The 14014-nt window shown below is 66.0% G+C and carries 14 protein-coding genes and 1 tRNA gene; 8 read left to right on the top strand and 7 right to left on the bottom strand.

Translation table 11 applies throughout. The annotated features are described in order from the left end of the window. Nucleotides 1-21: 21 nt before the first annotated feature. Entirely contained in the window at nt 22-768 is a 747-nt protein-coding gene (locus Q9R22_RS06025) for a queuosine precursor transporter (RefSeq protein WP_370520568.1), read from the bottom strand. A gap of 121 nt (nt 769-889) precedes the next feature. On the opposite strand from Q9R22_RS06025, the gene Q9R22_RS06020 reads away from it, so the two are divergent. The 5 genes from Q9R22_RS06020 (at nt 890) to Q9R22_RS06000 (ending at nt 6486) form a co-directional block, all read left to right on the top strand. After that, the gene (locus Q9R22_RS06020; protein ID WP_131332245.1) at nt 890-1717 is read left to right on the top strand and encodes a hydroxymethylpyrimidine/phosphomethylpyrimidine kinase; all 828 of its coding nucleotides are present in this window, start codon (nt 890-892) and stop codon (nt 1715-1717) included. Between the two features lie 151 nt (nt 1718-1868). Next, nucleotides 1869-2534 carry a TetR/AcrR family transcriptional regulator gene (locus tag Q9R22_RS06015; protein WP_064846550.1) on the top strand — a complete coding sequence of 222 codons (666 nt, stop codon included), beginning with the start codon at nt 1869-1871 and terminating at the stop codon, nt 2532-2534. 153 nt (nt 2535-2687) lie between these two features. Continuing rightward, nucleotides 2688-2981 (top strand): type II toxin-antitoxin system VapB family antitoxin, encoded by a 294-nt coding sequence (locus Q9R22_RS06010; protein ID WP_131332244.1) that lies wholly within the window; start codon nt 2688-2690, stop codon nt 2979-2981. Between the two features lie 126 nt (nt 2982-3107). Continuing rightward, a complete protein-coding gene (locus Q9R22_RS06005; protein ID WP_207387872.1) occupies nt 3108-4361 on the top strand; it encodes an endonuclease/exonuclease/phosphatase family protein in 1254 nt (417 codons plus the stop codon). A 163-nt stretch (nt 4362-4524) separates the two neighbouring features. After that, complete coding sequence (locus Q9R22_RS06000; protein WP_131332243.1) at nt 4525-6486, top strand: ExeM/NucH family extracellular endonuclease; 1962 nt, start codon at nt 4525-4527, stop codon at nt 6484-6486. Between the two features lie 2 nt (nt 6487-6488). Here Q9R22_RS06000 and Q9R22_RS05995 read toward each other — a convergent pair whose 3' ends face one another. After that, entirely contained in the window at nt 6489-6719 is a 231-nt protein-coding gene (locus Q9R22_RS05995; protein WP_131332242.1) for a hypothetical protein, read from the bottom strand. A gap of 11 nt (nt 6720-6730) precedes the next feature. On the opposite strand from Q9R22_RS05995, the gene Q9R22_RS05990 reads away from it, so the two are divergent. From Q9R22_RS05990 to Q9R22_RS05980, 3 genes are all read left to right on the top strand, one after another. Beyond that, nucleotides 6731-6925, top strand: a complete 195-nt coding sequence (locus Q9R22_RS05990; protein WP_131332241.1) for a hypothetical protein — start codon at nt 6731-6733, stop codon at nt 6923-6925. Between the two features lie 171 nt (nt 6926-7096). Then, the gene (locus Q9R22_RS05985) at nt 7097-7489 is read left to right on the top strand and encodes a hypothetical protein (RefSeq protein ID WP_131332240.1); all 393 of its coding nucleotides are present in this window, start codon (nt 7097-7099) and stop codon (nt 7487-7489) included. Nucleotides 7490-7799: 310 nt separating this feature from the next. Further along, on the top strand, nt 7800-8471 hold the full coding sequence (locus tag Q9R22_RS05980; RefSeq protein WP_131332239.1) for a helix-turn-helix domain-containing protein: 672 nt from the start codon (nt 7800-7802) through the stop codon (nt 8469-8471). Nucleotides 8472-8581: 110 nt separating this feature from the next. Here Q9R22_RS05980 and Q9R22_RS05975 read toward each other — a convergent pair. From Q9R22_RS05975 to Q9R22_RS05955, 5 genes are all read right to left on the bottom strand, one after another. Next, nucleotides 8582-8666 (bottom strand) — tRNA-Ser (locus Q9R22_RS05975). Between the two features lie 130 nt (nt 8667-8796). Continuing rightward, a complete protein-coding gene (locus tag Q9R22_RS05970; protein ID WP_165489765.1) occupies nt 8797-9612 on the bottom strand; it encodes an ABC transporter permease subunit in 816 nt (271 codons plus the stop codon). Between the two features lie 100 nt (nt 9613-9712). Next, nucleotides 9713-11230, bottom strand: a complete 1518-nt coding sequence (locus Q9R22_RS05965) for an ABC transporter permease subunit (RefSeq protein ID WP_241180611.1) — start codon at nt 11228-11230, stop codon at nt 9713-9715. A 110-nt stretch (nt 11231-11340) separates the two neighbouring features. Beyond that, a complete protein-coding gene (locus Q9R22_RS05960; protein ID WP_035960781.1) occupies nt 11341-12573 on the bottom strand; it encodes a maltose ABC transporter substrate-binding protein in 1233 nt (410 codons plus the stop codon). Nucleotides 12574-12635: 62 nt separating this feature from the next. Continuing rightward, complete coding sequence (locus tag Q9R22_RS05955; RefSeq protein WP_131332238.1) at nt 12636-13802, bottom strand: ABC transporter ATP-binding protein; 1167 nt, start codon at nt 13800-13802, stop codon at nt 12636-12638. Nucleotides 13803-14014 lie beyond the last annotated feature (212 nt).

Genomic DNA, 14014 nt, shown 5'->3' with positions numbered 1-14014 from the left:
GACGACGCCGCTCGCGCCCTCCTACCGCGCGTTCGCCTCCTCGAGGGCGCGCGTGTCGTAGCCGGGTTCGCGGCGCTTGATCCAGCCGATCACCGCGTACGTGACCGGCATGATCACGACCTCCACGAGGACCTTGTAGACATAGCCCACCAGGACGTAGTTGAAGAACGCGGACCACGAGTCGATCCCGATGATGGGAGCGGCGATCGAGCAGAAGATCACGGTGTCCACGAGTTCGCCCACCATGGTGGAGGAGATCAGCCGCGCCCACAGGTGCTTCTCCTTGGTGCGTTCCTTGACCTTGACCATCACGTATGCGTTGAGCAGCTGACCCACCAGGTAACCCAGCAGGGAACCCGCCACGATCAGCGGGACCGGGCCCAGCACCGTCTCGAACGCGCTCTGGTTCTCGTAGAAGGGCGCCGGCGGCAGGATGATCACGATCCAGAACACCAGGGAGGAGAACGCCCCGAAGAAGAAGGACGTGATGATCGCCTTGCGTGCGGCCCGGAAACCGTAGACCTCGGAGACCACGTCCCCCAACACGTAGGCCAGTGGGAACAGGAAGAACCCGCCGTCCGTGATGATGGGGCCGAACTGCACGCCCTTGGTCGCGCCGATGTTGGAGAGCACCAGGATCACGCAGTACGCGGCCAGGATCACGTCGAAGTACGTCCGGGGGCGGCGCGCGAAGAGGGACTGCCGTTCGCCCTGCGCGAGCGCGGCGGTGCGGGAGGAGGAAGTGTGGGGCGGGGTGGCGTCAGACACGGGTGTCCTTGGGATGTACGGAAGGGTCAGGGACGTCGTCTGCCACCCGGCGTCGAGCCCAGTGTAACGGGGTGGTGCGCCGAGTCGCGGGCACGTCCCGCGCGGGAGCACAATAGCGTGCATGAGCGAAACCACACGTAACCAACCGCCCGTTGCCATGACCATCGCGGGCTCCGAGGCCACCGGCGGTGCCGGGGCGCTCGCGGACATCAAGACCTTCACGTCCCTGGGGGTCTTCGGATCGCTCGCGCTGACGTGCATCGTGGCGTTCGATCCCGAGAACGACTGGGGCCACCGCCTCACGCCCGTGGACCAGCAGACCCTGGCGAACCAGCTGCAGACCATTTCCGCGGCGTACGACCTGGACGCCGTGAAGATCGGCATGCTGGGTTCCCCGGACACGATCCACACGGTCGCCACGGCCATGAAGGACCTCGCGCCCCGCCACCTGGTGCTGGACCCCGTGCTGATCTGCAAGGGCCAGGAACCGGGCGCCGCGCTGGACACCGATCAGGCGCTCAAGGCACAGATGCTGCCCCTGGCCACGTTCGTGACCCCCAACCACTTCGAGTCCCTGTCCCTATCCGGGATGGAGGAGATCAACGACGTGGAGGACCTCAAGGAGGCGGCCCAGCGCATCCACGACTCCTGCGGGGCCACCGTGCTCGCGAAGGGTGGCGTGCGGCTCTCCGGCCCGGACGCCGTGGACGTGTTCTACGACGGCTCCACGCTTGAGGTGCTGTCCGAACCCAAGGTGGGCGAGGTCCCGGTCTCGGGCGCCGGCTGCTCGTTGGCCGCGGCCGTCACCGCAGAGCTGGCCAAGGGCGCCTCCCCGCTCGACGCCGCCCGCACCGCCAAGAGTTTCGTCTCCGCCGGCATCCGGCACCGGCTGGGATCCCACCTGCCGTTCGACTCCCTGTGGCAGGGCGGGCTCGCTGCCGAGGCCTGACCGAACACCGGCGACGAAGTTCCTGAAAGCCCGCGGGGAATGCCCTGAAGTAAGGGGCATTCCCCGCGGTCATGCGGTGGAATGGGGCAAGAACACACACGGCCCGTCAGCGCCCCGTCCTTTTGCTGACAGAATCAGGTAAGGTGTCGTCATGCCCCGCATCACCGCTTCCAGTAATGCCGCCCAGCGCGAACGCACGCAGCGTGCCGTTCTCGACGCTTTCGGGGACCTGCTGTACAGCAACGGGCTCACCGATCTGACCATGACCCAGGTGGCCAAGACCGCCGGGGTGGGGCGCACCGCGGTGTACAACTACTTCGCGGACATGGGCGAACTGCTCGTGGCCTACGCCCTGGACAAGACCGAGCGCTTCGTCTCGGACCTGCATCGAGAACTCGCCGCGGTGGAAAACCCCGTAGACCAGTTGGGCGTGTACGTGCGGTTCCAGATCGAGGACCTCAGCCGCCGGCACCTGCCCCCCGGCCAGGCCATGCGCACCGTGTTGTCCCCGGAGGACTTCGCCAAGCTCGGCGAGCACGTGCAGCAACTGCAGTCCCTCCTCGCGTCCATCCTGCAGCGCGCCATGGACGAGGGCTACCTCCCGGAGGGCGACACCGACGAGCTGTCCGACCTGGTCCACGGCTCCCTCACCTCCACCGCGGATCGCAGCAAGTCGGTGCAGAGCGAGCGCGCCCAGCGCGAACGCACCCTGGCCACGGTCCGGTTCATCCAGCGGGGTCTGGGCGCCCAGTTCGACGCCGACTCCCGCCCCGTGCGCCTGCCCTCGCAGCCGCCCGCGCTGAGCGCGGTCTCCTGATCCCGAGCCCGGCCCCTCCGTCGGGTCCGGTCGACTTGTCCAGACGCCTGCCGCCTGCTGCAGCACGGGGAGCCTTCAGCCCGGCCGACGACACCTACTCGCCACGTACGCCCCGGTTCTGCGGACCGGGGCGTACGGCTTTAGGGTGAATCCATGATTTTCAAGGCCGTGGGAGACGATCGCCCCTATCCGGACCACGGTCTGGTCACGCCCTCCGACTGGTCCAAGGTGGCCCCGCAGCAGGTCCGCCTGGGGGATCTGGTGACCACGACCTCCACCCTGAACCTGGCCACCCTCCTGGACTCGGACTGCACCTTCTACGGGGACCTCTTCCCCCACGTGGTGTCCTGGCGGGGAACCTTTTACCTCGAGGACGGTGTGCACCGGGCCCTGCGCACGGCCCTCCACCATCGTTCCGTGATCCACGCGCGGGTCCTGGAGCTCTGACCGCGCCGCCGCACGAGCCTTCCCGGCGTAAGTAGCACGGATCACCAAATCTTCACTTTCCCGCCACGACCTGGTCGTTCGGCCTCCCTACCCTCGGGTCATCTCGTTCTGACCTGGAGGTTTGCCATGCGTCTGCGTTCTCGTACCGCTGTTGTCTCGGCCGCGGCACTGGCCGGAGTCCTCGCCGTGACCACCGTGGCACCGGCCGCGGCGGGGGAAGGCCCGCGAGCGGCGTCGTCGTCCAAAGGACACGAAAGCCGGGACAAGCACGGACTGCGCGTGGCCACGTACAACGCGTCCCTGAACCGGGGCGAGCAGGGGCAATTGCTGCGGGACCTGTCCACACAGGACAACCAGCAGGCCCGGAACATCGCCGAGATCATCCAGATCAACGACCCGGACATCGTGCTGCTCAACGAGTTCGACTACGTCCCGGGCGGACGCGCCGCGCGGGCGTTCCGCGACAACTACCTGGCGGTGAGCCAGAACGGCCACGCGCCCGTGGACTACCCCTACCACTACGTGGCGCCGGTGAACACGGGCGTGCCGTCCGGTCTGGACCTCAACCAGGACGGCACGGTGGACGGACCGGACGACGCCTGGGGCTTCGGGCTGTTCCCGGGCCAGTACGGCATGGTGATCTACTCCAAATACCCGATCGCCCGGGATCGGGTCCGCACGTTCCAGCACTTCCGGTGGCAGGACATGCCCGGCAACCGCCTGCCCACCGACTACTACACGCCGGAGCAGGCCGCGCAGCTGCGGCTGTCCTCCAAGTCCCACTGGGACGTCCCCGTGCGAGTGGGCCACAAGACCGTGCACGTGCTGGCCGCGCACCCCACGCCGCCCAGCTTCGACGGCCCCGAGGACCGTAACGGGCGCCGGAACAACGACGAGATCCGGTTCTGGGCCGATTACGTCACGGGCAACAAGTCGGCACGCTACATCTACGACGACGCCGGGCGGCGCGGCGGCCTGCCCCGCGGCGAACGCTTCGTGATCGTGGGCGACTACAACTCGGACCCGAACGACGGCGATTCCTTCCCGGGTGCCGCGCGGCAACTGCTCGACAACTCCCGGGTGCGCGATCCGCAGCCCACGTCCACGGGCGCCGTGGTGGCGAGCGCGCGCCAGGGCGGCGCCAACCGGACGCACGTGACGCGCCCGGCACTCGACACCGCGGACTTCTCGGACGATCCCGCCCCCGGGAACCTGCGGGTGGACTACGCGTTGCCGTCCAAGAACCTGCCCCTGCTCGACGCCCGTGTCTTCTGGCCCGCTCCGGGCCGGCCCGGTTCCGAGCTGACCGGTGAGTACCCGTTCCCGACTTCCGACCACCGCCTCGTGTGGGTGGACGTCAAGGTCCCGGGCAGGCGCTGATCCCCGCACGACGGCGCGTCCCGGGTCTTCGTGTGAAGCGCCGCCCGCTTCCGTCACCGCCTGTCACGCACCCCCTGTTTTCGCAGCCTCTGTTTGCGTAACCCCGCCCCGGAGCGTGCGATCCCGATCCCCCACCCGACAAACCCTCGACTGGAGACCCCTCATGCCCGTGACATCACCCCTGTTCAGCCTGCGGACCCGCATTGCGGCCATGTCCTCCGGCGCGCTCCTGCTGTGCGCCGGCCTGGCCGCAGCACCCGCGGTGGCCGCGCCCACCCCCGCGCCTTCCGGTTCCACCGGGACCGTGTCGATCGCTCAGATCCAGGGCACCGGGGACGAGACGCCCCTGAAGGGCCAGACGGTCACCACCGAGCCCTCCGTCGTCACCGCCGTGTACCCGGGTGATCCGGGGACCCTGGGCGGATTCGTGATCCAGACCCCCGGAACCGGTGGGCACGTGGACACCTCCCGGGCCTCGAACGCCGTGTTCGTGTACACGGGCGCGACCCAGTCCACGGTCGCCGTGGGTGACCGGGTACAAGTCACGGGTGTGGCCGGGGAGTTCAAGGGCCTGACCCAGCTCGCGGGCAACGTGGAGGTCACTCCGGTGCGCGACAAGCTCCCCGCAGTGAAGCCCGTGACGAACAACTGGGCGTCCACCGCCGCGAACCGCGAGAACCTCGAGTCCATGCTCTACCTGCCCATGGAGAAGTTCCGGGTCTCGGACACCTACGGCGTGGGCCGCTACGGTGAGCTGGGCCTGTCCGCGGGCAAGGAGCTGCCCGCCCAACCCACTCAGGTGGCACGCCCGAACAGCCCCGAGGCGCGCGCCCAGGCACAGCGCAATGACGCCATCTCGGTCACGTTGGACGACGGCACCAACCGGGGCTTCGCGGCCTCGCCCACCCAGGAACCCCGCCAGGTCCCGTACCTGACCCCCGAGAACCCCGTGGCCGTGGGCGACACCGCGCGGATCACCGCCCCGGTGATCGTGGACTACCGCTTCGACAAGTGGCGCCTGCAGCCCACCGCCCCGGTGGTCCCGGGCAAGGAACCGGCCCGGTTCTCCGGCTCGGCGGACCCCAAGCCGGGGGTGGGTGGACAGGTGCGGATCGCGTCCTTCAACGTGCTGAACTACTTCACCACCGTGGGGCAGGACAAGGGCTGCCGCGGCGGGAACTACTCCACGGACGGCACGTACAACGTGGCGCAGGGCTGTGACGCGCGCGGGGCCTACGACCGCGCGGACTTCGAGCGCCAGCAGGCCAAGACGGTCTCGGCGATCAACAAGGTGGATGCCTCCGTGGTCGGGCTCATGGAGGTCGAGAACTCCGCGAAGCTCGGCGAGCCCAAGGACGAGGCGCTCGCCTCCCTGGTCAAGGCGCTGAACAAGGCGGCCGGCTACACCAAGTGGGCCTACGTCCCAGTGGCGGATTCCGAGCTGCAGCCGGTCGCAGAGCAGGACTTCATCACCAACGCGATCATCTACCAGCCCCGCGAGGTCAAGCAGGTGGGTCAGGCCCGGGCCCTCGGCTCCGAGGCCGTGGCCGGCGGCGCCTTCGAGAACGCGCGCACCCCGATCGCGGCCACGTTCACCGCGACCAAGGGCAGCGGCAAGCACGGCGCAGCACCCACCACGGTGGTGGTCAACCACTTCAAGTCCAAGGGCTCCGCTCCCCGCACCGGTCCCAACCGGGACACCGGTGACGGCCAGGGTGCCTGGAACGCGTCGCGCGTGGCGCAGGCGAGCGCCGTCGTCGACTGGATCCCCGAACTCACGGCCGCCGCGGGCTCCCAGGACGTGGCCGTGCTCGGCGACTTCAACTCGTACGCGCAGGAGGACCCCCTGCAGGAGTTCTACCGCGCCGGGTACGCACGGGCCGCCGAGGACGACTACACGTACGTGTTCGGGGGCCAGGTGGGTTCGCTCGACCACATGCTGATCTCGCCGTCGCTCGCCAAGCGCATGACCGGCGCGGCCGCGTGGAACCTCAACTCGGGCCAGTCGCCCTTGCTGCAGTACGCCCAGTACCGCACCACGGCCCTGGACTACTACGTCCCGAACGAGGTCGCCTCCTCCGACCACGACCCGTTCATCGCCGGGTTCCGGGCGGGCAAGAAGTAGCCCTACCCTCCGGTACGACGACGACGCCGCCCGGCCCGTTGCGCACGAACGCGGCCGGGCGGCGTCATGCTGCCAGCCCCCGCGACCTCGGAGGCGCGGGACTCCCCGGCCGCCACGGGTGGATCGGGGAACTCCGCGGACAGCAGCGACCCCATCGGCGGGATGGCCGCGGTGACCGGCTCGCTCACGGCGGCCGAGACGTGCGAGCACATCGACGCGTTCCGGACCAACATGCCGGGGCAACGTGAGCAACGATCCCGCGGGTGCCCGCGAGGCCGTGGCGCGGCCGCGCTCGGCGGCACCGCAGGAGCTCAGCGGTAACCTGCGCGGCATGAAGCAGGTGCTGTACAACTTCGAGAACGGCAACAACCCCATACAAGCGGTCGAGGGCAAGATGACCGGGCTGACCAACCATTGCCGGGGCCTCGCGAACCGGTGACGGATCCGCGCAGACATGTGCGATCGTAATTATTCGGCAGATATTACTCAGGGGTCATTCCTGTTCCTATGATGTGCTCACCCCCCTTGATCGGTGAGTACCGCACAGGCCGGCGGAGCTGTCATCACACGCCCGCCACGGGCTTCCTCACCCTTAACGAAGGATCCGCGCATGTCCGCCGCAACCTCCATCCGCCGCTCGGTCACGACCGGGCTCATCGCATTGTTCCTCGCCTCCGGCACCGTTGCCGTGGGCTCCTCCGCACCGGCCGAGGCCGCCGTGGTCAAGCCGTGCAAGGCCAGCATGTCCGTGACGCAGCCCCGCCAGTACACCAAGACCTCCGTGAAGGTCTCCCAGGTGGGCGCACGCGCCAACGTCACCACCACGGCCAAGTACAAGACCACCACGACCAAGAAGTACGCCACCGCCTCGACCAAGGGCACCGCCGTGACGACCTACTCGATCGGCCGGGCCACCCTGGACCGCAAGGTAGTTGTGGACGTCGTCGCCACCTCGGGCAAGACCACGTGGAAGTGCTCCACGTCGTTCACGCCGAAGCGCTGACGCCTCGGGTGGGGGGCCACCTTCCCACCCCTTCCGCTGGTGAAAATTAAGTGGAGTAAAAGCAGCCTGGCGCACGTGAGGCTGCTTTTACTCCACGAGGAATTCGACACGAGGTTCGACGCAGGGCCCGCGCCCACGCGCCGGCGTTCACGAATGAGAAATGCGCCCCGTGCTGACACGGGGCGCATTTCGTCGATCACAGCGCGGAGGATGGGGTGTCTAGCGTCAGGAGATCGTTGACAGTGTCGCTGTGGGACCCACTGGGTGATTGTTGACAGGGGAGTCGCGTTATTGATGACACCACCGCCCGGTGACGATAACGGATGGGAAAACCTCACGGCACCTCGTCATCGTCCGATCCGTGCGCGATCAACACCTCACTGTGGCCCAAGCTGCTACCCATTACGGGGTCTCCCGACAATGGGTCTACACCCTGCTCACCCGTTACAACACCCACGGGGTGGACGTGCTCACTCCACGCTCGAAAGCCCCCCACGCCACCCCGGGGGCCTTACGTCAAGCCCTGGTGGACCAGATCATCAACCTGCGCCGAGAACTTACCGCTGAGGGCGCTTCACCAAACCCTCAAGCGCTGGCTCACCGCCCGCCCTTACCGGCCACCACTACCGAACTCCAAGACCTCTTGGACCGTTTCCGCACCTGGTACAACATCGCCCGTCCCCACCGAGCCCTCGCACGCACCACCCCGGCTACCGCCTCCACCGCCACACCCAAAGCCACCCCGACCACGACCACCACCGAATGGCGCACCCGCGCCGATGTGATCGACCCCTGGGGAAAAGTCAGCCTGCGCTACGCCGGAAAACTACGACACCTCGGCGTCGGACGCGCCCACATCGGTGAACCCGTGCTGATGCTCATCCACGACAACCACGTCATCACCAGCAACGCCACCACCGGACAGATGAACACACCATCAACCCCACCACCAACTATCAACGCCCCCAACCCCCGCACCTGAACCCACACCCCAGACACGACAAAAGGGCCCTGGAACCACAAAGTTCCAAGACCCTTCTGTCATCCATCTACCGACTCATCTGTCAACGATGACCCGACTCAGGATAAGCGCGGAGGATGGGGGATTTGAACCCCCGAGGGCGTTAACCCAACACGCGTTCCAGGCGTGCGCCATAGGCCGCTAGGCGAATCCTCCAAGCAAGCACGAGCACCACATACGTGGGTAACGTGCGGCCATCAGCATAACGGAACTGGGCGGGCGGACGCGAATCGAGGAAATAAGTGAGCCGCCCGCGGCGGGCCCAGCGACGTCGTGAGCCCCCGAACTACCCCTTCACGGCCCCTCCGGTGAGACCGGAGACGATGTAGCGCTGCAGGAAAAGGAACAGCAGCACCACGGGGATCGCCGACAGGATGGCGCCTGCGGTGAACACTCCCCAGTTCTCACCGAACTGTACGGAGACGAATTGGTACAAGCCCACGGCCAAGGTGTACTTCTGCGGGTCCTGCAACACGATTTGAGCCAACAGGAAGTCCGAGAAGGACGCGATGAACGACAGCATGCCCACGACCACGAGGATGGGTGTGACCAGGGGAAGGATGATCGTCCAGTAGATCTGGGAGTGTGATGCGCCGTCCAGTGTCGCAGCTTCGTCCAGGTCACGTGGAATGGTGTTGAAGAAGCCGTACATCAAGAAGGTGTTCGCCCCCAACGCGCCCCCCAGGTAGACCGCGACCAGACCCATGCGGGAATTGAGCCCCAGGAACGGATACACCTCGGAAATACTGAAGAGCAACAAGAAGATTGCCACGAAGGCCAGCAACTGCGGGAACATCTGAATGATCAACAGGGACATCAGACCGCCCGTGCGGAACCTAAACCTGAACCGGGAGAAGGCGTATGCAGCTGCCGCGCCCATGAGAACCGTGCCCACAGCCGTGATGGACGAGATCAACATGGAGTTTCCGAACCATGTCAAGAACGGGTTCTGTGGATCGTTAAGAAGGTTTCGGTAGTTGGCGCCGGTGATCTCCGCGAAGAGGTCATTGGATCCCAACAAGGACCCCGTGGGCGACAACGAGGCCGATAGCGCGTAGACCAGGGGGAACAGGGCGAAGACGCACGCGATGACTGCGGCCACGTGTTTCCATCCCCCACGGGCGAACCGTTGTCCGACACTGAGCCGTGACCGGGACCCTGGCTTCCTGGAGGCGACGTTCGAGACTCGTGATGTGGACATGTCAGTTGATCTCCTCGAGTGCCCTGCTGCGGCGGAAGGTCAGTGCCGAGACCACCGCCACCATGATGAAGATGAGGATCGACAGCGCGGAGGCAACTCCGTAGTCGTTGGCACCGCCGGCGAAGGCGATCTTGTAGACGAACGAGATCAGGATGTCCGTGGCCCCCACTCCCGTCGTGGATTCTAAGTCCTGGGGCCCGCCGCCGGTGAGCAGATAGATGACGTTGAAATTGTTGAAGTTCATGGCGAAGGAAGCGATCAGAAGGGGCCCCACAGCCACCATGAGCATCGGCAGAGTGATCGAGCGGAACTTCTGGACGGCTCCCGCACCGTCCATGTCCGCGGATTCATAGAGTTCCGACGGGATGGACTGGAGCGCGCCGGTAGTTACCAAAAACATGTAGGGGAACCCCAACCACAGGTTCACCAGCAACAGCGAGACCTTGGCCAGCCACGGATTGTCCAACCAAGGGATGTTCGTCCCGCCCAGCAGCACCTGGTTGATGTAACCGAAATCAGCGTTTAGTAACCCCGCCCAGATCAGGATGGAGAGGAATGCGGGAAACGCGTAAGGCAGGAAGATGATGGCCCGGTAGACGTTACGGAACTTGAGGTTCTTGTCGTTGAACAGCATGGCCAGAAGCAGACCGAGGAAAAACGTCAGGGCCACCGAGAGGATCGCGAAAGCGAAGGTCCAGAGGGTGACGGAGACGAACGGCCCACCGAGGATCCCGGGATCGAAAATGGCCGCGAAGTTGTCCAGCCCCACGAAAACCCGCCACCCGGGACGCAGCTCTTCTCCCGCCGGGCCGACGAAGGCCCCCTGCCCGTTATCCGCGTACACGGTCCCGTCGTCCGAGACCATGGCATTGGCCTGCTCGTCGTAGACCAGCGTGGGCGTGTAGGGATAGGCAGTGCGGCCGTCATCGGTGCGCAGCGCACCGTCGGCCGGATCATCGGAGACCGGGACTCGCAGGTCCATGACCGCTTCGTGCGCCGCGGTGACCTGCCCGTAATCGAGGATGTCGTAACCGGGGACCGCATCGATGGCACCGTTCGTCACGGTCGCACCCTCGACCGGGCTGAGCGCCTGGTGTGCGGAGCCGACGAGAACCCGGCCGTCCTGCACGGTCGCCAAAGCCAGGTCACCGTCCGCATTGAGCACCGAGACCGGATATTCCTGACCACCCGCCACCCGCTGTTCGTACGTACGGGTCAGCTGATTGACGGCCGCTTGTTTCGTGGAATTGTGACCATCACCGTAATTGGTGAACGCGGTGGCCGCGGTATAGAGGACCACGAAGATCTGGAAGACCAGTAGGAAGATCAGCCCGGGATAGAGGTACTTAGCCGGGAGCATCCTGCGGGTCGGTAGGAAGTACACGAGGTCCGCCGCGATCAGGGCCAGGAGCAGGAACACCAGGATGCCCCAGCTCTCGGCCGCCCATGCGGACAGGATGCCGAACAGCCCGAAGGCGTTGATCAGGGCCATGAGCACGAGCTTGATCACGAACCCCATGCCGAAGCCGCGCGAGTGGGAATGCCGGATGCTCGGAGGTGACTCCGGCCGGCCGTCACCTGCTGAGTCCCTCTCCGTCGGAGAGATCACTGGACGGGCGGGGGTCGTGCTCATTGGATCTGTCCTTCGATATTGGCGATCATGCGATCCCACAGCTCGATCGGGTCCCCGTTGCCGTTGACGATTCCGTTCTCGGTGGTTCCCCAGAAGGACCACACTGCGCCCATCGCGGGGATGGCGGGCATGGGCAGTGCCTTGGTGGCGTTCTCTGCGTAGGCGGAACGCAGCGGGTCACCCTGCATACCGTCAATGGCCACTTTGCTGGCCGGTGGCCGCCCCGTGCTCTTGTAGAGCGCAGTCTGTGATTCCGAGCGTGTCAGGTAGTTGGTCGCGAAGTCCTGCGCGGCCACGGGATTCGCCGCGTTCGCATTGACGAAGAACGCCTGGACTCCGGCGAACGGGCGTGCTTCCTTCCCACCCGCGGACGGGACGGGAAGAACGGTCACGTCCATACCCGCGGCTTCGATGTCGCCGAGCTCCCACGGGCCCGCGATGTGGAAGGCGGATTGCCCGGAGATGAAGGATTCTTTTGCGATGTCCGGTGTCATGGACGTCCTGAGGTCACCGCTGCGCCCCAGCTCCGCCAGGTAGCGGGCGAACTCGTGACCATTTTGTCCACCCATGGCCAGCTCGTTCGAGTACTCACCGTCCGCGCCCCGCTGGAACACTTCCACACCGAACGAGGTCTGAAGGGGGTAGAGGTGATAGGGATCCCCGGCATCGGGTGACTGGCTCACCGTGAAGGGGTATTTGATGCCGCGTTCGTCCATGAGCCGATGGCCCTCGGCGCGCAGTTCGTCGAAGGTCGCGGGATCATCAGTGGTCAAGGCATTGTTGCGCACCAGGGCCACGCTTTCCACGGCGTAGGGCACCCCGTAGCTGACTCCGTTGTAGACGACGGCGTCCCGCGCGTTCTTCGTGAATTCCTCACCCCGGTCCCCCAGCTCCACGGGGGCGACCACCCCGTTGGCCGCCAACTGTCCGAGGTTGTCGTGCGGTGACACGATGATGTCCGGAGCTTGACCCGTGGGGCTCTGGGAGATGAAGTTCGAGATGGCCTGGGCGTTGATCTCGCGCTCGATGAACCGGACGTTCACACCCGTGTCGGCCGTGTATTCCTGCGCGATCTCACGCAGCGCGGGGATCTCGTCGTCACCGGCCTGGATGGTGACCTCCCCCGGCCCTCCGCCCAGCCCCGCCACCCCTGTTGTGGGTACGCTCGAACACCCGGCCAGTAGCAGAGCGCAACCAGCCAGAGCGGCTGCCCACCGCGTGCGTCTCATGGGCTTGTCCTCATCTCTCGTTCGGGTCCGTCGTCCGGCACGCCCACCGGGTCGCACGGGGCTCACGAGGGCAACCGGTTTCCGGTCGCGGCATCGAAAAGGTGGATGCGCTCGGGATCGGGAGCGACCCACAGGGTGCTCCCGGCGCTCGGCGGCGTGCGGCCGTCCGTCCGAACCACGATGGGGCTGGCGCCCCCATCGGCCCCTTCCTCCTCGGAATCGATGGAGTGGTCCGCGGCGTGTGCGGACGGATCCACCCGTACCACCGACGTGGCGGCTGTCAGCGGGGCGAGTTGGCCGTACACGTATGCATCGGCGCCGAGTTCCTCAACGACCTCCACCGTGATCGGGACCCCCGTCCCTTCCGCTGCGGGTGACAGGTCCTCCGGGCGGATTCCGACGGTGACCTGATGATCGGTCACCGCCTCCTGCTGGGCGGAGGACAACTGCAGAGAAAGCGTGCCCAACTCCACATGACCGGCGGAAACCGGGGCTCGGAACAGGTTCATGGCCGGGGACCCGATGAAGCCCGCCACGAATTCGCTGTTCGGTCGGTCGTACAGGTTGCGAGGGGTGTCCACTTGCATGAGCACCCCGTCCTTGAGCACAGCCACCCGGTCACCCATGGTCATGGCCTCCACCTGATCGTGGGTCACGTACACCGTGGTCACACCCAGCCGACGGGTCAGGGACGCGATCTGGGTCCGCGTCTGGACACGCAGCTTGGCATCCAAGTTGGACAGTGGCTCGTCCATGAGAAACACCTGCGGTGAACGGACGATCGCGCGTCCCATGGCGACGCGCTGCCGCTGGCCGCCGGAGAGGGCTTTCGGTTTGCGATCGAGATACTGCGTCAGGTCCAAGATCTTCGCGGCCTCTTCGACCCGCCGACGCCGTTCCTCGGGATTGACCTTGGCGATCTTGAGCGCGAAGCCCATGTTCTCCGCCACCGTCATGTGTGGATAGAGGGCGTAGTTCTGGAAGACCATGGCGATGTCCCGATCACGGGACGGGACATCCGTGACATCACGGTCGCCGATCAGGATCGTGCCGTCCGTGACCTCCTCGAGTCCGGCCAGCATTCGCAGGGTCGTCGATTTGCCACACCCGGAAGGGCCGACCAGGACCAGGAACTCCCCGTCGGCGATGTCGAGGTTCAGATCGGTCACGGAGGGGCGCTCGGCTCCCGGGTACTGACAGGTGATGTGGTCGAAGGTCACGGCGGCCATGGGCTGAGCTTCCTTTCAGAGTCCCCGTCACGGGGAAATTCCGACATGTCACGAGGAGACTGCCGGGCGCCACCACCACCATGCGATAGTGATGGACCTTACTAATGTAAGCGATTCCATCAGTGGGAGGCAGGATCGGCACTTTGTGGCGTTGACATGTCGGAAGGAAGGAGCAAGCGTTTCCAGAAATGGGGTGAGACCCGCAGAGGAGA

Source organism: Kocuria sp. PD6 (genome assembly GCF_031844145.1).
GTDB classification, from domain to species: Bacteria; Actinomycetota; Actinomycetes; order Actinomycetales; family Micrococcaceae; genus Kocuria; species Kocuria marina.
Note: the sequence above shows the minus strand (reverse complement) of the source record. Positions and strands in the feature narration are given on the sequence as shown.

What these genes read in the sequence shown, in the direction of transcription:
- Q9R22_RS05955 (WP_131332238.1), bottom strand. Translation starts at nt 13,802, where the DNA reads ATGGCCGCCGTGACCTTCGACCACATCACCTGTCAGTACCCGGGAGCC.
- Q9R22_RS06000 (WP_131332243.1), top strand. Translation starts at nt 4,525, where the DNA reads ATGCCCGTGACATCACCCCTGTTCAGCCTGCGGACCCGCATTGCGGCC.
- Q9R22_RS06010 (WP_131332244.1), top strand. Translation starts at nt 2,688, where the DNA reads ATGATTTTCAAGGCCGTGGGAGACGATCGCCCCTATCCGGACCACGGT.
- Q9R22_RS05960 (WP_035960781.1), bottom strand. Translation starts at nt 12,573, where the DNA reads ATGAGACGCACGCGGTGGGCAGCCGCTCTGGCTGGTTGCGCTCTGCTA.
- Q9R22_RS05985 (WP_131332240.1), top strand. Translation starts at nt 7,097, where the DNA reads ATGTCCGCCGCAACCTCCATCCGCCGCTCGGTCACGACCGGGCTCATC.
- Q9R22_RS06005 (WP_207387872.1), top strand. Translation starts at nt 3,108, where the DNA reads ATGCGTCTGCGTTCTCGTACCGCTGTTGTCTCGGCCGCGGCACTGGCC.
- Q9R22_RS05995 (WP_131332242.1), bottom strand. Translation starts at nt 6,719, where the DNA reads ATGTTGGTCCGGAACGCGTCGATGTGCTCGCACGTCTCGGCCGCCGTG.
- Q9R22_RS05965 (WP_241180611.1), bottom strand. Translation starts at nt 11,230, where the DNA reads ATGGGGTTCGTGATCAAGCTCGTGCTCATGGCCCTGATCAACGCCTTC.
- Q9R22_RS06020 (WP_131332245.1), top strand. Translation starts at nt 890, where the DNA reads ATGAGCGAAACCACACGTAACCAACCGCCCGTTGCCATGACCATCGCG.
- Q9R22_RS06015 (WP_064846550.1), top strand. Translation starts at nt 1,869, where the DNA reads ATGCCCCGCATCACCGCTTCCAGTAATGCCGCCCAGCGCGAACGCACG.